This window comes from Brevibacterium sp. ZH18, assembly GCF_022748595.1.
Lineage (GTDB): Bacteria > Actinomycetota > Actinomycetes > Actinomycetales > Brevibacteriaceae > Brevibacterium.
Window position 1 is genome coordinate 15,431 of the sequence record NZ_JALDSX010000034.1, and the last position, 21,152, is coordinate 36,582.

16 protein-coding genes are annotated in these 21,152 nt (G+C 60.2%); 4 read left to right on the top strand and 12 right to left on the bottom strand.

Annotation, left to right across the window (positions count from 1 at the left end; genetic code table 11):
• Positions 1-76 precede the first annotated feature (76 nt).
• The 3 genes from MPN20_RS12190 to MPN20_RS12200 all read right to left on the bottom strand — a co-directional run bounded on the left by MPN20_RS12190 (position 77) and on the right by MPN20_RS12200 (position 4,665).
• Positions 77-2,494, bottom strand: coding sequence for an HNH endonuclease signature motif containing protein (locus MPN20_RS12190; RefSeq protein ID WP_242782541.1), 2,418 nt, complete (start codon positions 2,492-2,494; stop codon positions 77-79).
• A gap of 288 nt (positions 2,495-2,782) precedes the next feature.
• Positions 2,783-4,156 carry a cytosine permease gene (locus MPN20_RS12195; protein WP_242782543.1) on the bottom strand — a complete coding sequence of 458 codons (1,374 nt, stop codon included), beginning with the start codon at positions 4,154-4,156 and terminating at the stop codon, positions 2,783-2,785.
• The gene (locus tag MPN20_RS12200; protein WP_242782545.1) at positions 4,153-4,665 is read right to left on the bottom strand and encodes a nuclear transport factor 2 family protein; all 513 of its coding nucleotides are present in this window, start codon (positions 4,663-4,665) and stop codon (positions 4,153-4,155) included. The genes MPN20_RS12195 and MPN20_RS12200 overlap by 4 nt, the downstream gene beginning before the upstream one ends.
• Before the next feature lie 513 nt (positions 4,666-5,178).
• On the opposite strand from MPN20_RS12200, the gene MPN20_RS12205 reads away from it, so the two are divergent.
• From MPN20_RS12205 to MPN20_RS12215, 3 genes are all read left to right on the top strand, one after another.
• Positions 5,179-6,528 carry an SLC13 family permease gene (locus tag MPN20_RS12205; protein WP_242782546.1) on the top strand — a complete coding sequence of 450 codons (1,350 nt, stop codon included), beginning with the start codon at positions 5,179-5,181 and terminating at the stop codon, positions 6,526-6,528.
• Positions 6,529-6,717: 189 nt separating this feature from the next.
• Positions 6,718-7,836, top strand: coding sequence for a PucR family transcriptional regulator (locus tag MPN20_RS12210; protein WP_242782547.1), 1,119 nt, complete (start codon positions 6,718-6,720; stop codon positions 7,834-7,836).
• A gap of 219 nt (positions 7,837-8,055) precedes the next feature.
• Complete coding sequence (locus tag MPN20_RS12215) at positions 8,056-9,330, top strand: ArgE/DapE family deacylase (RefSeq protein ID WP_242782548.1); 1,275 nt, start codon at positions 8,056-8,058, stop codon at positions 9,328-9,330.
• A 34-nt stretch (positions 9,331-9,364) separates the two neighbouring features.
• On the opposite strand, the gene MPN20_RS12220 is transcribed toward MPN20_RS12215, so the two are convergent.
• From MPN20_RS12220 to MPN20_RS12245, 6 genes are all read right to left on the bottom strand, one after another.
• Entirely contained in the window at positions 9,365-10,870 is a 1,506-nt protein-coding gene (locus tag MPN20_RS12220) for an acetyl-CoA hydrolase/transferase family protein (protein ID WP_242782549.1), read from the bottom strand.
• Positions 10,871-10,991: 121 nt separating this feature from the next.
• Positions 10,992-11,723, bottom strand: a complete 732-nt coding sequence (locus MPN20_RS12225) for a GntR family transcriptional regulator (RefSeq protein ID WP_242782550.1) — start codon at positions 11,721-11,723, stop codon at positions 10,992-10,994.
• 126 nt (positions 11,724-11,849) lie between these two features.
• Positions 11,850-13,265, bottom strand: coding sequence for an aldehyde dehydrogenase family protein (locus MPN20_RS12230; protein WP_242782551.1), 1,416 nt, complete (start codon positions 13,263-13,265; stop codon positions 11,850-11,852).
• 171 nt (positions 13,266-13,436) lie between these two features.
• Entirely contained in the window at positions 13,437-14,525 is a 1,089-nt protein-coding gene (locus MPN20_RS12235; protein ID WP_242782552.1) for an alcohol dehydrogenase catalytic domain-containing protein, read from the bottom strand.
• Between the two features lies 1 nt (position 14,526).
• A complete protein-coding gene (locus MPN20_RS12240; RefSeq protein ID WP_242782554.1) occupies positions 14,527-14,973 on the bottom strand; it encodes a zinc ribbon domain-containing protein in 447 nt (148 codons plus the stop codon).
• Positions 14,970-15,788 (bottom strand): N-acyl homoserine lactonase family protein, encoded by an 819-nt coding sequence (locus tag MPN20_RS12245; protein ID WP_347566829.1) that lies wholly within the window; start codon positions 15,786-15,788, stop codon positions 14,970-14,972. Before MPN20_RS12245 ends, MPN20_RS12240 begins: the two co-directional genes overlap by 4 nt.
• A gap of 363 nt (positions 15,789-16,151) precedes the next feature.
• On the opposite strand from MPN20_RS12245, the gene MPN20_RS12250 reads away from it, so the two are divergent.
• A complete protein-coding gene (locus MPN20_RS12250; RefSeq protein ID WP_242782556.1) occupies positions 16,152-17,261 on the top strand; it encodes an alcohol dehydrogenase catalytic domain-containing protein in 1,110 nt (369 codons plus the stop codon).
• Between the two features lie 157 nt (positions 17,262-17,418).
• Here the strand turns inward: MPN20_RS12250 and MPN20_RS12255 are convergent, their stop codons facing one another.
• The 3 genes from MPN20_RS12255 to MPN20_RS12265 all read right to left on the bottom strand — a co-directional run bounded on the left by MPN20_RS12255 (position 17,419) and on the right by MPN20_RS12265 (position 21,025).
• Positions 17,419-18,783 carry an amidohydrolase gene (locus MPN20_RS12255; RefSeq protein WP_242782558.1) on the bottom strand — a complete coding sequence of 455 codons (1,365 nt, stop codon included), beginning with the start codon at positions 18,781-18,783 and terminating at the stop codon, positions 17,419-17,421.
• Between the two features lie 312 nt (positions 18,784-19,095).
• Positions 19,096-20,352 carry a phospholipase D-like domain-containing protein gene (locus MPN20_RS12260; protein WP_242782560.1) on the bottom strand — a complete coding sequence of 419 codons (1,257 nt, stop codon included), beginning with the start codon at positions 20,350-20,352 and terminating at the stop codon, positions 19,096-19,098.
• A gap of 115 nt (positions 20,353-20,467) precedes the next feature.
• A complete protein-coding gene (locus tag MPN20_RS12265) occupies positions 20,468-21,025 on the bottom strand; it encodes a nuclear transport factor 2 family protein (protein WP_242782562.1) in 558 nt (185 codons plus the stop codon).
• Positions 21,026-21,152 lie beyond the last annotated feature (127 nt).

Below are 21,152 nucleotides of genomic sequence, written 5' to 3' on the forward strand. Positions count from 1 at the left end.
TGTTGAACAGCCGAAGATGGAGCATCTATGCACATCACCGAATCTGGCCTGAATGCCTTGGTCTCATCGTGGTGGGTCAGAACGGCGGAGGGTCAACGGCCAGATCGTGTTCCCATTTCACCTTGCTCCGGACCTTCTGCTTCTTCCTGTCGGTGAACACGAAGACGAGTTTCGATGGTTGGCCCGGACGATTCCTTCTCCTAGTGTGTCCGCCGTATCGGTCTGTCCTTCTGCCGCGCGGCAGACGTTTCATCGTGACCGAATCCGATCCCGCTGGCAGGCATGGCTGGAACACAGCACTCCCCCAGTCCAACATTCGTGCGATCATCAGCTTTCGCCGTGCCACTCGACCGCGCTCATAGTTCTCCTGCAGTCGACGCTTCTCGGCTGCGGCTTCCTCTTCACGCCGTATCGCTTCATCACGTGCTCGAATAGTGGTTTCGCCGGGCATGAGTTCCAAAACATATTTCGGCGGCGGAACATCTTCCTTCGGTATCCGCCATCTCTTGAGTCCGATTCCGAACAACGCGTGGAATTCGAGTGCTTGCTCTACGTTGATCGGTTGGTCCGGCACATGCACCGTGGTACTCACTCCATGAGTGAACTCGTACTCGACCAACCCGGATTCTGGCATGCGGACCGTGTAGTTTCGGGCAGTCTTCACGGCATGGTGTTTCTTGCACAGCGGATGAAGATTGCCGAACCTTGTCAGACCGCCCTTAAGCGGATCCAGATGGAAGAATGGCTCAACATGGTCGATTTCCGACTTCTCAGCTGATCGGGTGCAACCGGGTACAGTGCAGATCGCCCATTGTGCGATGAGCGTCTTTCGAACGCTCTTCGGAATCGTGTACGTCGTGGCCTTCGCATCAACTGGAGTTCCGGTCGCCGGATCGGTCAGGATCCGTGTCAATGTCTTCGATCCGGCCGCGATCCGTCGAGCAGTCTCGGCTGGGATCGGTGATCCATCGCCCACTGTGCCAGGCAATTCCGAATCACCGGTGAGTGTCAGAAATGGAACTGTGGCAACAACCGCCGCTTGGTTTGCGAGCCACCACTGGTCAGTCGGCATGGCGATGACCACGTCGTACTCAGGAGATACGGTCTCTGGAAGGGCACCCGACGAAAACGCATTGTCCGTCGCCGGTGGCACTGTTTCGTTCCCACAGTCGACAAGCCCACTTACACCCTGGGCATCAGAGTCGAATAGCAGGTTCCCTTCCTCGTCGAGCAGAGAACTCTCCCTAGTTGACTGCATCCCAGTAACTGGGTCGGTCACTTTGACTTTGACGCTCAGTTTGGGCTGTGGTCGCAGAAGGATGTCGCACATAAGCGCGCTGATGCTGCGTTCGTCAACGATCTCGACTCCGGGAGCCAGGTTGAATGTATTCGCCTGCCCCGCGTAGACAGCGCGAGCCATTGCCTGAATTCGCTGAAAAGCAGCATGAATCTCAGCCGCAGGACCCGTCACAGACAGGCAAGCAGAACCGTTCTTGAAGGTGTCCACCTCGACTCGGCGCCGCTTTGCTGCAACTTCAGCCCGATCCTCCTCGGGTTGGAGCAGCTGAATCTTCTTTCGCAACGCGGTTCGCAATGTCTCACACGTAACGTCGGCTCTCCTCAGCGAGAGGTATTCGTCCAGTTTCGGCATGAATCGAAAGGCAACCGTCTGGCATAGGTCCGCAGCGACTTCCAGATGCGCGTATGTAAATTCTCCGTCTCGGACCCGATCTGTAAATCGGGGAAGTCCGTGGATCGCAGTCATCGCAGTGGTGAGGCGTCGATATGTGCGCGGCGTTGTCGTCCCAAAGATCGTGGACGTCTCAACAACATCTTCGGTGAAAACATTGTCATGGACCCACTGAAAGAAATCAGTCTCTAGTTCGAAACCAGGAAACAGCGGGGGTTCCGGTACACGGTCGACCTTGACAGACAGAACGCTCTTGGCGAACTCGGCGTCATATTTCACCAATGTTGTCGTGGTCCTCGGGACCAGCACGATATCGGTATACGACTTCCATTCTTCGGGGACTTCCCAGTCCTCCGGATTCAGCCCACCGTCATCGCCAGTGTCGCTATAAGTGAAGCCGAAGATGATGTTCTCATCTGAGTCTGTATGACCGGCTGCATTCTCGCAGAATGAGCTGTCGACCCGTGCAACCGAGCCGGCAACCGTGGCAAACGTATACGGATCATCACCTTCAGGAACCTCCGTGCCATGATTCTGAATGACATGTTCCAGCATGACTCCAGCACTGAGTTCGAGAACTTCCAATTGCGCCTTGTCCGACTTCTCGACCGCGTCGGCGAGACGTGTGACACTGGATTCGAACCGCGCTGTGTGACGGGACGAAGAGCTGGCCGCAGGACTGGCGCCACCATCCGCGGCCGTGGAGTCACTCCCGGCAGCGCAGGTAACGGACTCTGCAGAGGCCGACTGCCCATTGGGCTTACCGGTGCGCCGCTCGTCCTGAGGTGCAGTGCTGCTCTTCATCGTATTTCACCTGCCTCGTACATCATCGTCGGGGAAGTATGGGTCGAAATATAAACGAATGTGCTAGTTCTTTAATCGTAGTTTATTCGAACAGTGTTTGTATAGAGTCTTCTATGAAATTCTCAAAACTGTTTGAGGCCAATCCGTTCCTTAGTCGCTCTTCCTGTCTCCTATGACCGCATTCACCACTGACACCCCAATCTGGCCGAACCGTCGAGCCGTAAGCAGCGAGCTCGACCCGCGGCGCTGTGAGCTGTGAGCTCGGCGCTCGGCGCACTACTCACAGGACTACTCGGGAACCGCCTCGGCGAGGTGTCCGCCCTTCGCTTTCGCGAATCGAGAATGCGACCGCCACGACAGACCCAGGTACAGCAGGAACGATACGACGAACGACGGGATCGTGGCGCCGACGGGGCTCGGATACGCGTATGTGAGCAGGTAGGACACGAGCGCGCCGACGATCCACACGCCCACAGCCGCCCAGTTGATTCCGTGGGTATAGGCGTAGATGCCACCGCGGTCGCGCAGGATGTCGCGCGTGTAGGTGCGGCGCTTGATGATGTAGTAGTCGACGATGAGGATCGCGAAGACGGGCACGAAGAAGGCGCCGATCATCGTGAGGAAATCGGTGTACTGATCGAGCAGCGCCAGCCACGTCGAGCCGATGATCGAAACGCCTCCCAGCACCAGTGCCACGGGCAGGAATTTCAGCCGCATTCGGCTCTGGGCGCCGATGACCGAGTTGACCATTCCGTAGACGACCATCGTGTTCGTCGCCATGACGGAGAGGAAGATGACGATGGCCAGCGCCCATCCGAACTCCTTGGCGAGGACAGTCGGGTCGAAGGACGCCGTGTCAGTGCCGTCGATGAGAATGAAGCTGAAGGCGGTCAACCCGAGGATCATCGCCAGCACGGTCGAGGTGATATAGCCGAGTCCGGAGCCGATGATGCCTGACTTCTGGCTCTTGGCCAGTCGGTTGAGGTCGCCGGACAGCACAGTCCATGAGATCGCCGTGGAGATGACGATGTCGAGCGCGAGGACGGGGGTGAATTCGAGGCTCGGATCACGCTGGATTGCCGTGTACTCGTGCGGCGCGTGCCCTGCGAAGGCGATGACGAAGACGTAGGCCATTACGAGGAGGATGAGGAGCGCGAACCAGGGCTCGGCCTTCTCGATGCCCTCGTGACCAAGGATCGCCAAGCCCACGACGAGCGCCTGGCAAAGGACGGAGAAGAGAATCGGGTTGGAGAACCCAGTCGTCTGCGCGACGACGAAGTTGACGCTGATGCCAGCGAGCATGGCCTGCACCCAGCTCCACCCCATGAGGATGATGACGTTGGCCGCGACCGGCAGAAAGCTGCCCTTGGCGCCGAACGCTCCCCTGGTGATCGCCATCGTCGCCAACCCCGTGCGGGTGCCGATGTTGCCGATGAGCGTCAGCACGATCGTGCCGATGATCGTGCCCACGATGATGACTGCGATCGCGGTTGCGAAATCGATCCCGGGGACGAATAGCGTGCCCGTGAGCATGGTGGTCACGACGAGGTTCGCGGCCAGCCAGATCATGAACATCCGGCGCGTGCCCAGGTGACCGCGGACGACGCCGGAATCGTCGCTACCAGACTCCAGTCGCGCTTCGAGGCTGCGGTACCAGTTCACGGTGCGACCACCTCGGCGGCGGGGTTCGAAGGATCAACGTCACCGGCACCCGCCGAGGCGGTCGTTGCCGTGGCATCGGCGTCCGCCGGATCCGGGACAGTCGGATCCGGGACAGTCGACAGGTGTTCGTGGATGGCGATGAGCTCACCCTCGCCGAGGTGGCGGAAGATGATGCTCTCACGTTCCCTATACGATTCCCCGCCGTCCGGCGTCGTCACGGACGTATCGACCGTGTGCGAGAAGACCGCACCGCCGGGAAAGGTCTGGACGAGCCGATCTGAGGAGGTGCACGACGCGACTGCCCAGCCGTCGGCGACCCAGGAGTTCCAGAGCTCCTCGTATTCCGCGCGGGAATTCAGGCGTCGATCCTCGGGATGGAAGATGAACGAAGCATCGGGCGAGAAGCCAGCGAAGTAGCGTTCGGTGTCCGTATTCGAGAAGGCATCGACGATGGCATCGGCAGCGCGAAGCACCTCGGCGTGGCCGGGCTTGATCACATCACTGGGCATGGGGTCCTCAACTTCAATCGTCGCAGGTGGTGACAGGCAGCGTCGGCAGCAGCACTGGTTCTGTGCAGCGCTGGTTCTATGCAGTGTCGGTTCTGTGCAGCACTGGTTCTGTGCAGCACTGGTTCTGTGCAGCACTGGTTCTGTGCAGCACTGGTTCTATGCAGCACTGGTTCTATGCAGCACTGGTTCTATGCAATGTCGGTTCTGTGCAGCACCGCAGTCGGCAGCGGCGCCAATGAGACTGAGTGAAACTCTAATGATTTGGTGACCCAACGCACTGTCCGCAGTGGAGCTATTTTCGATAGCCCTATCCATTGCGGATGCTTCAGCGGCCAACCAGCCGAAACGGTCCCGACACTGACTGCATGGCGAGATAGCTCTGTCAGCAAATGAGATTTCGCTTAGGTTGAAGGGCGCGTGACGTGAGGTTTTAGATGTGCAGTTTCATCTGCGGCCCCGCAGTAATCGCGCACTGGCGAACGAAATTGTGAAGGTGAAGGAGGCTCTGCTCCGATGAGTGCGGAACTGATCTGCGTGATCGTCCTCGGGCTGATGTTCGTCATCGGCACCTGGCGTGACATCAACATGGGCTTGCTGGGCTTCGTTGCGGCGGCAGGAGTCGGCGGTCTCGTCCTCCATCAGGCACCGGAAGAATTCCTGGCTGGCTTTCCTGTCGACCTATTCCTCGCGCTGGTGGGCCTGACCTATCTGTTCGGCTTCGCTCAGAACAACGGCGTCATCGAGGTCATCGTCAATTGGTGTGTCAAGCTCGTCGGCGGCCGAACTGCGCTCATGCCGTGGATCTTCTTCGCCCTCACCGCGATTTTGATCTCCCTCGGCGCTCTCTTCGCCGTAGCCATCATCGCCCCACTGGCATTGTCATTCGCGCGCAAGCATCGGATCAATCAGTTCATGGTTGGCCTCCTCGTCGTCCATGGCGCACTTGCCGGCGCCTTCTCCCCCATCAGCGTCTATGGCATCTTCATCAACGACTACCTCGCCAAGAACGGGCTGACCCCGACCCCGGTGTCCCTGTTCCTGGCACCCCTGATCTTCAACCTCATCTTCGCCCTCGTCGTGTACTTCCTCCTCCGTCGGCGACCGGGATTGCGCGCCGAGGCGGACGATCAGCTGCCCGCCGAATCCGACGGGCCCCTATCCGCCAAGAACGCCGCATCGGTCACCCCCGGACCCGGCACCGACGCTGCACGCAGTCTCCTGACCGCGAAGTCACCCACGCACAATTCCACGGGCACTACGCTGACCCGCAGTCAGGTCCCGACGCTCATCGGGCTCATCGCAATGGCCCTGTCCGTACTCATCTTCGGATGGGACGTCGGGTTCGTGACGATTACGATCTCGATCATCCTCGCCTTCATCAATCCTGCGGCAGGCAAAGCCGCCATGACCAAGGTGTCGTGGTCGGTCGTCATCCTCATCACCGGCGTGCTCACCTACATTGCAGTCCTCCAAGAGGCGGGCACCGTCGAATGGGTCTCGGCAGGAATCTCGGCCATCGGCATCCCGCTGTTGGCCGCGCTCCTGCTGTTCTACATGTCGGGCCTCATCTCTGCGCTGGCCTCATCGTTGGCGATCATCGGCGTCGTCATCGCCCTGGCCGTACCGTTCCTCGAGTCCGGTGATGTGCATGTGGGCGGGTTCGTCGCAGCACTGGCGATCGCGGCGACTATCGTCGACATCAGCCCGTTCTCGACCAACGGTGCGATGCTGCTGGCGAATGTGCACTCGACGATCCGTGATCGCTATTACAAGCAGATGATCGGCTACGCCGGCCTCATGTGCCTCATCGGTCCCGGGCTGGCCTGGGTGGTCGCGGCGGTGCCGACCATCCTGATGAAGTGAATTACTTGGTCCGCCGCGCATGCTGACCCGCTGCGTATGCTGAGCAGCTGACTAGCTGACTGCACTTTCCATTCGGTTGCATTGACCAGCCGATTGCGCTGACGGGCCGGGATGTCGCTCTCTGGTCCGTGCGTCTCGCCGGTCCAATCAACTCACCTCGCTGAAGCCCCTAGGGTGCAACAATGCAGTATGACCGATCCGCTGTGGCACGAGCTCCTCGAACGAGTACGGCGAGACACCCCGCAGCTTCTCGATGACTTCTTCGTCGAACTCGCTGAACATGAGGGCTACACCAACGGCCGTGTGCCAAAGTCCGACCTCACCGGAACCGCCGAGCAGGTATTCGACCTCTTCCTCCGTCGACTCTCCGCGGTGGAGCACATAGCCGAAGATCGTGAACTTCCGGAAGCTTTGGGACGACGACGAGCCCGGCAGGGTCTGCGAATCGATCACTTCACGGAGGCTGTACGCATCAATTTTCGGGTCCTATGGCGAGCACTCCATCGGGCCGCGCAGCCCGATCTCACCGGTGTGCTCATGGACAATGGAGAACGCGTTCTCGACGTGGTGGAACGCTACGCGACCGAGGTGCAGCGGTCGTTTCTCAACGAGACAGAGGAAATGGCACGTTCGCGCAGAACCGCCCGCGAACGTGCCCTGACGAAACTGTTCTCCGGTCATGCTGACGAGAACGAGGTGAGTGCCATCGCCACGGTGTTGGGGATGGGGCACACCGGCGAATTCGAGCTCATTGCACTGCCCACCAATGTCGTGACCGATGAACTGGGGCAGAAATTCTCTGCGCTCGAAGCGCATTCCTACGAAGACGAACAGGTGACCTATCTGTTCCGTCACCGGCGCAAACTGATCAACTTGGTCGATGAACTGCCCGGCCTCACAGGCGGATACATCTCAAAGATCGAAGGAATGGGGCAGGTGCCGCGGGCAGCGGCACTGGCCAAACACCTCGGCGAGCTTCATCCGGGCAAGCCTGCAGTCAGCGTGAAGGAAGGATTCGCCGCCCTTGCACGAACCGCGGTTCAATCGCACATCAGCGGCTTCGAGCATGAACTGCTCGGTGACTTTGCAACCCCGGCTGGTGAGAATCGCAATGAGAAGCTAGACCGACTGGCCACAACCATCGCCGCTTACCTGGAAAACGGTTCTGTTCAAGAGGCAGCCGACTCGCTCTTTGTCCATAGGAACACTGTGTTCAAACGCCTGCAGTCATTCCACGAGATCACCGGTTTGGACGTGACCATCCCCCGTGATGCAGCGATCGCCCTGATCGTGACACAAGGTAGCTGAGGGGCCCAAAGGTTCATCTGCACACCCGGCTTCGCAAAGTCGTGACATCCATCCACTGACCTCCGGTCCGCACTCCCCTAGTCTCGAAACAGCACCCGTAACCAGAACAACGGGCACCGCCCACCGGGCCTGCACACCGAATTCACGCGCTGGCCCATGCCCGCTGGCTGTGCCCACGCCCGCTGGCTGTGCCCGTCCCCCGCATTTGAGGAGTCACCGATGATCACCAACGACGCCAAACACAGAATCCTCGCAGCAGTCGATGCCCGTTTCGATGACCAGCTGGCGGCGACCGCCGAGCTGGTGAACTCACCCTCCAGACGTGAACATGAAGAACCCGCACAGGATCTCATCGAATCCCATCTGCAGAGCCTCGGTCTCGACATCGACCGGTGGGCCATCGACTCCCCCGAGCTGAAGGCACACCCTGGCTTCGGGCCGTCTACCGTCGACTACACAGGAATGACCAATATCGTCGGCACCTACCAGCCGGCTCAGGACCTCGGGAAGTCCCTCATCCTCAACGGCCACATCGATGTAGTCCCGCAGGGACCGGAGGACAAATGGTCTCGTTCTCCCTGGGACGCCGAGGTGGCAGACGGGTGGATGTACGGCCGCGGTGCCGGTGATATGAAGGCCGGACTCATCGCCAATCTGTTCGCCTTCGATGCCATCCGCCATGCCGGCTTCGACCTCACCGGTCGTGTCCACCTCCAATCCGTCGTCGAAGAGGAATGCACCGGAAACGGGTCCTTGGCCGCCCTGCTGCGCGGCTATACCGCAGACGCGGTCATCATCTCGGAACCTGAGGAAGATGCCCTGGTCAGAGCCAATGTGGGTGTTCTGTGGTTCACGGTCCGGGTCAGCGGCAATCCGACGCACCCACGAGAGATGGCCAACGGTTTCAACGCCATCGATGCCGCGTTTGAAGTGATGCAGGCCCTGCGCGTGCTCGAACAGACATGGAACGACAGAAAGGGCGAGCACCCATACTTCGAGGACCTCGACCACCCCATCAATTTCAACTTCGGTGAGATCCGTGGCGGTGACTGGCCCTCGAGCGTGCCCGCATGGTGCGAACTCCAGGTCCGCGTCGCCACCTACCCGGGCACAAACGCCGACGATGCCTGGGCCGAGGTCGAGAAGTGCGTGACCGACGCTGGAGCGAGTTCACACCCGACCTTCGAAACTGTGCTGACTCCCAACGGCTTCTACGCCGACGGCTACGTCCTCGAGCCCGGCAGCGATGCCGAAGCACTGCTCGAACAAACCCACCGGGATGCCTTCGACGCGGAGCTCACCAGCTTCACCACTCCCGGTTATCTCGACGGTCGAGTCTTCGTCAACTACGGTCAGATGCCGACGCTGGTCTACGGTCCTGTCTCGGAGAACATCCACGGTTTCGACGAACGGGTGAGCATCGACTCAGTGCGCAAGTGCACTAAATCCATGGCGCTCTTCATCGCCGAGTGGTGCGGCATCGACGAAAGCTGAGCCACCTCTGGTGTGAAGCCTGTCCGTGCTGACGCTACATACTCCCGGTGGTCTGGAAGTTCCCATGCCAGGACAGAGCCTCGCCCAGCAGGTGCGGCGTGTGCCGTCCGTCCGGGTTGGCCGCGATCGCCCGATCCAGATAGTCGCCGAGGCGGTCCCGGTAGCTCGGGTGCGCGCAGTTCGCGATGATCTTGCGTGCCCGTGCAACAGGTGAGAGCCCACGCAGATCAGCCAGCCCCTGTTCGGTGACGAGGATATGCGTGTCGTGCTCAGTGTGGTCGAAGTGGCTGGCGAAGGGTACGACCGAGGAGATCGCTCCATCCTTGGCCAGCGAGTTGGAGACGAAGAAGTTGAGGTACGCATTGCGGGCGAAATCGCCGGACCCGCCGATGCCGTTGATGATCGACGACCCCATCACGTGGGTGGAGTTCACGTTGCCGTAGATGTCGGCCTCGACCATTCCGTTGATCGCAATGACGCCGAGGCGGCGGATGGCTTCCGGATGGTTCGACATCTCCTGCGTGCGCAGAAGAATCCGACCCTTGTACGACTCGATGTTCTCGTTGAAGTCGGCGGCTCGCTCGGCCGAGAGGGAGAAAGCCGTGGCCGAGACGGAAGCGAGCTTGCCGTTGTCGATGAGGTCGAGCATCCCGTCCTGGATGACCTCGGTGTAGGCGGTCAGGCCCTCGAACTCGCTGTCAGCCAAGTTGCCCATGACGGCGTTCGCGACATTGCCGACGCCCGACTGCAGCGGCAGCAGTTCCGGCGGCAGACGGTCGACGCTGATCTCGTGGCGCAGGAAATCGACGAGGTGGGAGGCAATGGCCTTCGAATCCTCGTCGGCGGGCTTGAACGGCAGGTTCCGATCGGGAGCATTCGTCTCGACGATGGCGACGACCTTCGACGGGTCCACCCGCAGGTACGGGTCGCCGATGCGCTGCATCGGCTCAAGAAGCTGGATCGGCAGGCGCTCGGGTGGGCGACGAGTGCCGTAGTAGACGTCGTGGAAGCCTTCGTAGGTGCGCGGGTGCCAGGAGTTGACCTCGAGGATGACCTTGTCGGCGAGGTCCAGCCAGGTCTTCGAGTTGCCGACCGAGCTGCCAGGAACCAGCAGACCGTTGGGCAGGATCGCGGCGACTTCGACGACGGCTACGTCGAGGTTTCCGTAGAAGCCAAACCACGCCTGCTGGGCCGAGTGGCTGAGGTGGGTGTCGACGTATTCGGTGTCGCCGGCATTGATCGACTTCCGCATCGCGGGGTCGGACTGGAACGGCAGTCGCTTGCTCACGGCTCCTGCTTCGGCGAGGACTCCGTCGAGCTCCGGTGCGGTTGAGGCCCCTGTCCAGAGTTCGATCGTGAAGTCACGGCCGTTCTCGTGCTCGCCCCGAGCTTGCGCTGCCACCGCGCCAGGCACGGCCTTCGGGTATCCCGAACCGGTGAATCCGCTCATGGCGACGCGATCGCCGTGGCTGATATGGACAGCCGCCTGCTCAGCGGTCACGACCTTCGAGCTCAGGTCCGAGCATGTAATTCTAGACATCACGTGCAGTTTATCGGATGCCGATTTCACTTCGGCTCGCGCCACCGGTCACGCCGCACGCATCAGCCATTCATGACGCCCTGGCTGAGCTGAATGAGTATGACTCAACGACGCTCGGTCCTCACCCTTCGGCCCCACCTTTCGATTCGCCTGCAACCTGCTGCTGCGAGTCGCGGATCGTTTCCGAGAAGTGGGTGGCAAGAGCTTGCCCCGCGATATTGACATTGTTCGCTGCGGCATCTCTGGCTGCGGCGACATCGGAGTGCTCCAGCGCAGCAATCAGGTTCATCTGCCCATTTTTTGTGATCTCGGGCCACTGGCCGATGAGTGCGTAGCGTCGTTGCGGCATGTACTTCAGATAGAAGGTAGTCAGCCATTTCAAACGCGGAGAGTTCGCGGCCCTGTTGATCCGCCGGTGAAAAGTCATGTTCACTTCGTTGAGCCTGTAAAGCTGGTCACGTTCGATCAGCGCCAAAGTGTCGTGATGGGTGGCCCGCAGCTCTTTCAGATCCTCGGCAGTGATGTTCGGGACCGCACGAGCGGCCAGCTCGCCTGCGACGAAAGAGTGTGCCAAAAAGATGTCTTCGATGTCTTGCCCTGTCATCGGGTGAACCCGAAATCCGCTGCCTGCCGAACGGTCGACGAGCCCTTCTGCGTGAAGCAGATGCAGTGCTTCTCTGACCGGTGTCGCAGAGACTTTGAAGAATTCGGCCACTTCATCGATGCGCAGCGGTTCGCGAGGGATCAGAATGCCGGCAACGACGAGCTCACGAATCTCGGCGGCCACAAAGTTGGTGCGTGACCCGTAAGCCAAAGACCCGAGTTTGTCATCGTCGTTGAAGATAAGCGGCATTCTGATCCCTACAGATTTCTGATCCCGGCAATACTGGGTTGATTCCGACGGCACCGGGTCAATCCCGGTGCACCGGCACGAACAGCAATGGCGGTCCAGAGTAATCTCAGACCGCGCCGAACCAGTCTACAACTTCATGATCACCGTCTTCGTGGCCGTGTAGCCGTCCAGAGCCGCATACCCCTTCTCACGGCCATGCCCCGACTTCTTGAAGCCGCCGAACGGGTACTCCACTCCTCCGCCGGCGCCGAAGGCATTGACATAGACCTGTCCGGCTTCGACCTTCAACGCCAATCGATGCGCGCGTGAGACATCGTTGGTCCACACCGCAGCCATGAGCGCATAGTCCGTCCCATTCGCAATCTCGATAGCCTCGTCCTCGCTATCGAATTCCATCGTGACGAGTACCGGCCCGAATACCTCTTCATTGGCGATCTTCGACGATGGATCCACGCGGGCAATGATCGTCGGACTGAAATAGGCTCCGACTGGCAAGTTCTGTGGAACTCCCCCGCCGACGATGATCTCGCCGTCGGCCTCTTCGACAAAGGTCCTCACCCGGTTCTGCTGCTTCAGCGACACCAACGGCCCGAGATCCTTATCTTGCATCCCGGAACCGATGCTCACGGCTTCGAACTTCTTCGCAAGCTTTGCATTGAGCTCTTCAGCGATCGACGAATGGACGATCAGACGTGAACCGGCCGAGCATGTCTGACCGGCATTCTGCAGAATGCCCTTCGTGATGAAACCTGCGACTGTGTCCAGGTCCGCGTCGGGGAAGACTATGTGCGGAGACTTTCCGCCCAGCTCGAGAGTCGACGGGATGAGGTTGTTCGCGGCACTGACAGCGATTATTCTTCCGACCGGATTGGACCCGACAAAGCCGATGTGATCGATCCCCGGATGCTCTGCCAACGCCTGTCCTGCCTCGGCGCCGACACCCGGAACGATGTTGATCACCCCAGGCGGAAAGCCGGCAGCAGTTGCCAGCTCAGCCAGACGGACCGCGGTTCGCGGCGTCTCATCGGCAGGTTTGAGAACGATGGTATTTCCAGTCACGACTGCCGGCGCAACCGCACGACCGAACAGCTGCATGGGGTAGTTCCACGCCACTATGCTGCCGCAGACGCCCAGTGGCTGGCGTCGACTGAAGGCATGAAAGCCGTCATCGACAGGAAGATAATCGCCGTAATAGGCCTCGATCGTCCGACCGTAGAACTTGAAATAGCGTGCAGTGACCTCAGCGTCTGTCCTCGCCTGAGTCAGCGGCTTCCCCGTATCCTCAGTCTCCAGCTTCGCAAGTTCTTCAACGTGGGAGAGGATCAGATCTGCGAATGCGTGCATGAGGTCCGCACGCACTTCGGTCTTCGTCCGTGACCATGATGCCTGAGCACGACGAGCCGCTTCAACGGCAGCGTCGACCGTGTCTTTTCCGCTACGCATGACGGTGCCGATGCATTCTCCGGTTGCCGGGTCGATATTCTCGTAGGTCTCCGCAGCTGTTGCTGAAACACCGTCGATGAATGCCTTGGTGGTTTTCATTTCTGCACTTTCTGTGTGATTGGCGCCGGCCCCAGGAACGAACATCGTTCCCGGGGCCGGCTGCGTTGATCTGCTGGTGCGGGTATCGCGTGGAAATGTGCGGCTGCCGCTTTGCGCGGTACAGTCACCGCGTGTTGATTCGCTGCGACGATCCTCAGCTGACTTCTTCGATCAGAGGACGATTCCTGCTCGGGTGACCTGTTTCGCTTCGGCAGCTGCAACTGCCTCACTCACCTGGTCGAAACTGAAGTCTTTGTCGACCAACGATTCCCAGGGGAACTGTGGAGTCGATTCGATGAACTTGACTGCTCTGCCTAGAACTTCGACGGGATAGCGGATCGCCGCGCGAATCTGAACACCGGTGCGTGTGAACAGGCCCGGATCAAACTGGGTGTACTTGTTCGGCGAGATGTTGCCGATCTCGACGACGATTCCACCACTTCTGGCGATCCGTGCAGATTCGGAGAAGGCGTCGGGCACCCCTGTGAGATCGATGACGACGTCCGCTCCGCCGCCCGTGGCTTCACGGACGAGTTCGACCCGTCCAGCGCCGTCGTCAGCTGCACTGAGATCTATCGCGTGGTGCGCTCCGAATTCCTTCGCCTTGGCGAGCCTGCCGGGAACCATCTCGGCAACAAACACCTCGGCACCTTTGCTCGATGCCACCGCAGATGCGCACACTCCCAAACCACCGGCACCTAGGATGACGACTTTGTCGCCGTACGACACCTCACCCAAGAGGCATCCGTAATAGACCTGGGACAGAGCACAGTTCGCCGAGGAGACCGCTTTGCTGCTGACCGAATCGGGAACTTTGTAGACCGCCTGATGAGACCCCACAGAGTAGTGGGTCGCGAACGTCCCGTAGAAATGCTGGGCGTCTTCTGCAGGGGTCGACCACCCGGTGTAGGCATTGCGACAGATGTTCGGATGACCGTTGTTGCATTCTGGGCAACGGTAGCAGGCCTGGAAGTACGTCGCGACGACACGGTCGCCGACCTTCAACGGCTCCCCTGCCCAGTCGCTTGTGACACTGGACGAGAGCTTCTCGACCTGCCCCACACCTTCATGGCCCATCGCGCAGCCTTCTCTGACCAACGGGTGATTGCCATGCCTGATGTGGACGTCAGAACCGCACACATTCGCCCTGATCATCTTGAGAACCATCCCGCCTTCGACAGGCTCCGGCACTTGGTATTCGCGTAGCCCCAAGTTGTCGACTGCTTCGAGTACGGTCATCATTCCTGTGGTCGATCCCATATCAATGTACTTTCGTCTTCGTTGCTGGGTGAGCGTGAGAGTGAGCTGAGCCGGTGACTGAGGTCGCTGCTTGAGCAGCGTCTTTGACCGCAGCCCCGATGTCGTCGCCGGCCCTCAGTGGGCGACCGTTGAAAATTCCCTCGTGGGCGAGGATCGGCCGACGATCGCCTCCCAGCTCGGGGTACTTCTCCTCGAGCTTCTCCCTCGACTCCATCTTCTTCCGCCAGTGGGACACGGCTTCCGGATGTCCTCCGGAAATGCCTGTCCAGCTTCGCGGCATTTCGTCGCGGCTGGTTCCAGCCGATGCAGAGTTGCCGATCTTCACTCGTGATGGCACTCTCCGGCTCCCGCTGCCGCACGCTTTGCAGTCCGGATTCGGCGACGTCATCGAGTCGACGACAGCTTCGAATCGGTGACCCTCATCGCATTTGAAGTCATAGATGATCATGAGTAGAAACCATCTGGAGCGAATTTGAGTGTCTTGGCCTGCTCCTCGTCATGACCGAAGATCATCTCAGCACCGGTCTCCTGCTGGATCTTCCGCAGCTTCTCGACCGAGTCGAGCCAGGCGAGGTTGTTCCAGACAATGGCTGCGCCGATCGCCGGCGGTCCGTAGGAATCCTCGAGATACACGGCATCGGATGTGAAGATCTTGGGACCCTCGTTGGGCAGATCGACCTTGAGCGACATGGTGCCCCAGGTATGGCCCGGAGTCTGGATCACGCTGACACCCGGCACGATCTCGTCGTCGCCTTTGATCCCTGCCATGTCGAGGCCTTTGAAGTCATCGGGGATGTGAGCGCCCTGACTGTACCCGGCGATCGAAGCGACACCGTCAAGCTCAGCTTGGCTGGTCATGATCTTGGTCTTGCCGTTGTCGAACATCTTCGCATTGGCCGCATGGTCGAAGTGCAGATGGGAGAGCACAAGGATGTCGATGTCGTCGGGAGTCAGTTCCATCTGCCTGAGGCTTGCGTCCAGGTATCCCGAATCACCTTCGGTAGCGTCCAGAACAGGGAAGAATTGATCAAAGCCGGTCGGTTCCCACCGGGTCTGCCAGTCTCGGGGAACTCCTGTGTCCCACAGAATTCTGCCTTCAGGATGATCGATGAGGACAGCGTGTGTGGGGACCTTGCCCCAAGCCCTGGGTGCATCCTTCTCCACTCTGGGCTTGATCACTCTTCCAGGTGCCAGCAGAAGCCAAGTCAGATCGGCCTCCATAGTTCCGCTTTCCAGTACATGAACTTTCATTTCCGGTGCCATTCGAATCTCCTTCGATCCACGGACGGGTGTTCTTGCAACCTGTTGAACTGGGATGAACCGCAGGTAAAACCAAATATATTCTAGGATTCAGGAAAGTCAATAGCCGATCAATTCGATCAACCTATTGCAACTTCTCCCTGCATACATCTATGATCGAAGCGTAGGGGATCATGAACAGGCAAATATTTTTCCAAACGTGATGAGACAGAATCCAATCTCATTCAGGTTTGGAATCAGGCCGCATCGCGGTGAGGAGCTCAGCTTCAAACCTGGTGAAGCGTCGACAATGATCTGTTGACGAGTCGGCGCAGTCGAAGCTGCTCGACACGAATGGAACTGCTGACATGGACAAAGGAGTCACACATGAAAATTCAGGGTGCAGTATTGAACCGAATCGGCGCAGAGGGACCGTATGCTCAGTCGCGTCCCTTGGAGATACGCGACATCGAACTCGACGAGCCGGGCCCTGACGAAGTCCTCATCAAGATCCGTGCCGCGGGGCTCTGCCACTCAGATCTGTCCGTCGTCGATGGCAATCGACCTCGCCCGACTCCGATGTTGCTCGGCCACGAATCTGCGGGCATTGTCGAGAAAGTCGGCGAGAACATCACCGACCTCGACGTTGGACAGCAGGTAAGCACAGTCTTTCTTCCGAGATGCGGAGAGTGCGAGAACTGCCAGACCGATGGCAAGCTGCCGTGCACACCGGGAACTGCCGTGAACAACTCAGGCCATCTGGTTGGGGAGCACATTCGCCTCCATGATGACACCGGCGAAATCTTTCACCATGTCGGGGTCTCAGGTTTTGCTACTCACGCAGTTCTCAATCGCACCTCAGTCGTTCCGGTTGGCAATGATGTGCCTCCGGAGATCGCAGCAGTTCTCGGCTGCGCGGTGCTGACCGGTGGAGGAGCGGTTCTCAATGCAGGTCAGCCCAAGGATGGCGAAACGATCATGATCGTTGGTCTCGGAGGCGTCGGCATGGCCGCGCTGATCACGGCCCTGTCGCTGAAGAAGGGCAAAGTCATCGGGGTCGACGCCAACCCGGAAAAACTCGAACGTGCAACCGAGCTCGGCGCGGACGAAGTCTATTCGCCGGCTGATTTGGAGGAGAACGGGGTCAGAGCACCCGTCGTCATCGAAGCCGCGGGGCATCCAAAAGCCTTCGAGACGGCATTCGCCGCTACTGCCCCAGGCGGACGGACCGTTACGATCGGACTCCCATCCCCGGACGCGCGATCAAGCATCCCGCCCTTGACCATCACGGCCGAAGCGCGCACGATAGTCGGCTCATACCTCGGCTCTGCGGTGCCCTCACGAGACATCCCGGTCTACGAGAAGCTGTGGAGAGAGGGAACCCTGCCTGTCGATGAGCTTATTTCCGGTCGGATCAGACTCGACGACATCAACGAGGCCCTCGACAAGCTCGCCAAGGGCGAAGCGGTCCGCCAAGTAATCCTCTTCGACGACTGAGGTTTCCGGGTCTCGATGTTGGCTGAGGCTCGGAATTCTATGATCGTCCCAGCTTCGGCTTTCCGCTCCCACCCAGCGCCCCGTCGCAACCGTGACGACGCATCAGCATGCGTTCGGTTCAGGGCTGTGACGGGGCGCTATCTCATTTCTTTCACCTCTACCGCCCCAATCCCGCCAGGAACTCCACCGCGCCCAGCGCAGTCTTCGTCTCGGCTTCAACACCGACCGCGAGCATGTCCTCGTCGACGTCGAAGCGCTCGGTGTGGTGGCCCCACGAGGTGGCCATGCCGATCTGAACGTACGTGGCCAGTCCCCCGCGCTCCTTCACCCGCTTCATCATCGCCGTCGCGTCCTCGGAACCGCCGATTCCGCTCGTATCGCCGATCTCCGACACCCCGGACACTCCTGAGAAGCTCTCCCGAATGTACGGCAGCAGCTCGGGGCTCGGGTCCTCCCGGTCGGCCTTGCCCACGACCGTGAGCTCATGGTCGACGTCATACATCCGTGCGGCACCGGACACCACGTCCTGCGCCCGAGCGAACATAAAGTCATTGATCTCGCTGTTCAGACCCCGCGTCTCAACCTTGATCGTCGCCGTGCGCGGCACGACATTGCGTCCCTCGCCGGCATGGAACGTACCCACGTTGATCCGGCTCGCACCCTCGGAGTGCCGCGGGATCGCGTGCAGGTTCAACGCCGCTGAGGCTGCCGCCAGCAACGCGTTCTTCCCCTTCTCCGGGTCGCCTCCAGCATGCGATCCGAGCCCGGTGAACGTGACGTCAAACTTTGTGCTCGCGAGGTATCCGTCCGCACCGGTGACGATCGCACCCTTCTCCCCATCGGCCATCAGGTGCGTCGCGACGAACAGGTCGACGTCGTCGAACCATCCCGCGGCCACGATCGAATGCGCCCCGCGCACTCCCTCCTCGGCGGGTTGGAAGATGATCTTCACCGTCCCCGTCAGCTCGTCCCGTCGCTCTGCCAAGGTCGTGGCCAAGCCAAGGCCGATCGACGCGTGACCGTCGTGACCGCATCCGTGCATCGCACCTTCGTTGACCGACGCGAACCCCGACGCGAACGGGCGATGCGTGTCGTCGGCCAGTTCAACAAGGTCGTTCGAGTCGATATCGAAGCGGAAGCACACCACTGGGCCGGGCTTCCCGGTCTCGAGCACGCCGAGGACCCCGGTGAACCCATCCCCCATCGCCTCGACGAGGTCCGGATCCGCGCCCTGCGACACCGCACGTTCGCGCTCACTCGCGAGCACCTCGGCGCTGGGCACGCCCAACCGAGCGTCCGCGTCGTGGAGCCTCGGCCCAAACGCCGTGTCCCACCCCAGGTCGCGCAGGACGTTGATGATCGCCGAGGTGGTCCTGAACTCCGTCCATCCCGTTTCCGCATATCGGTGGAAGTCCCGCCGCCACGCGACAAGCTGATCAACGAGCGCCTGAGATAGCGCGTTCGAGGTTGATGTCGACGAGGCCGGTGTGGCCGGGATGGGTGTCGCTGGGGTTCGTGTCACTCTGATGTCCTCTTCTTTGCGGGTTCGCAGCTCCTCGAAATCCTAGTCCTCCCGCCCGACCCATCGCGCGCCGAGGTGGCCGCGGGGTCGGTCTGTGACCGTGCGTTTGTTCGTGTGTTCTGCATGACCCCAGTGTTGACGCATGCGACTTCACCGTGGTTTCACCAGGGGGATGCACTGGTTTCATGGCCGGCATCAGCTGGTTTCAAAGCAGGCGTCGGCGATGATCTCGACAGGCTCGACGAGGAGCAGCACACGAGAGACTGCGGACTGTCAACAGTCAGGGCGCCCAGAGTGAGATCCAGGACCTCGTCAGAGGAACGGACGCATTGGTCGCAGCACCCATTCGGCGGCTTGGGTCAGCTGATGACGGTCCAGCCAATCGGGTCCGAGTTCCTGGCAGTGCTCGGCGTCGGCGAGGAAGGTCTTCTCCATCTCGGCGGCGAAGTCGCTGTCGATGACCTCGACGTTGGTCTCGTAATTGAAGGTCAGGGACAGACGGTCGATGTTCGCAGTGCCCACCGTCGACCAGGTCCCATCGACCGTGGCGATCTTGGCGTGGATCATCGACGCCGTGTACAGAAGCACGGTGACCTTCGAGCGCACCATCTGTTCGAAGAAACCCCGGGACAGAGAATCGCCGAGGATGTGGTTGGATTCCTGCGGCACCATGACCCTGACATCGACGCCGCGCTCGGCCGCTTCGATGAGTGATTTGAGCAGCTGCTGGTCAGGGATGAAATACGGGGTCGTCAGCCAGATGCGATCCTGTGCACGCTCGAAGGCGTTGAGGTACATGGACCGGATCGGATACACCAGCTGGATCGGCTGATTCGCCGAGACCCGGATCTTCGACTCCCACGTGGTGGGTGCGACCCACGGTATCTGCTCATCGTCATCGTGGTATTCGTTCCATACCTGCGAGATGGACTGGCGCAGTCCCCACGTGCCGGGCCCGGACGCCTTGAGGTGGGTGTCTCGCCAATGGCGGGCATAGAGCGAACCGATGTTGAAGCCGCCGACGTAGGCCACATCGCTGTCGATGACGAGGATCTTCGAGTGATTGAACCCGGAATAGCGCAGTGGGCCCTTCCAGAATTTCCTGGCCACGGTCGGTAGGCGCAGAACCTTGATGCGATCATCCAGCTGCGCGTAGAACGAGCGCGAGATGGTCAGGTTGGCAAACCCGTCGTAGATGAGGTGGATGTCGACGCCGCGCTGCGCTGCAGCGTTGAACGCGTCGATGAATTTCTGCCCCATCTCGTCGTTCTTCCAGATGAAGGTCTCCATCTGGATCGACTCGGTTGCGGAGCCGATCTCGTCGAGCATGTCCTCGTACAAGGTCTCGCCATCGGTGAAGATGCTCAGATCGGAGCCTTCGACACTCGCATGGAAGGTGCCGGGACGTGGAGCCTCTCTCTGCTCGCGGTCACGCTTCTGCAGCAGGTCAACGACCATCGAGGCCCCGATGGTGGCCGGAATCATCGCGGCGGCACCGGCTGCGACCAGCGGCGCAATCCTGCGGACTCTATCAAGGCCTTGGTTCTTCTTCAGTGGATTGAATCCCATAGCGTTTCACCTTAGCTTCTCGAACTCATCTCGCCACATCAATTCTGCTGATCACGGGGCATATGAAGAAATCATTGCCGAAACGGTCAACTTCCACTCGGGTGTCAGACGACCGTCAGCGCAGGTCGAAGTCGACTGCGCGCTCTTCGGGAGGGCGAGGTCCACGGATTCGACGGTCCGCCTCGGCGATGGGGACATCGTTGATGCTCGCCTCCCGGCGTGCCATGAGACCGGTCTCGGTGAACTCCCACAGCTCATTGCCGTAGCTGCGCCACGACTGGCCGTCAGCGTCGTGCCATTCGTATTGGAAGCGCACGGCGATGCGGTCGTCGGTGAACGACCACAGGCTTTTGCGCAGGGCGTAGTCGAGTTCGCGTTCCCACTTGCGGGTCAGGAAGGCGACGATATCGTCCCGGCCAGTCACGAACTCATCGCGGTTGCGCCACACCGAGTCGGGTGTGTAGGCCAGAGCGACCTTGTGCGGATCACGGGTGTTCCACGCATCCTCGGCGCCCTGCACTTTCTGTGCGGCGATCTCTTCGGTGAACGGCGGGAAAGGCGGACGGGCTTCAACTGCAGTCTCAGCTGCCGACTCTGTCGATGTCTCTGGTGATGATGGCTCTGGTGATGGCTCTGGTGATGGCTCTGCTGCTGCTTCGGCTGACTCTGACATGGTCGTCCCTCTCAGTGCCTGGGCAAGTGGTGCTCGTGTACTCACTGTAGCCCTGAGCACTGACAGCAGCTGTGGCCTCAACCAGCCCAGCTTCAGGCCGCCAACGCACTGCGGTGCCCCAACCCTG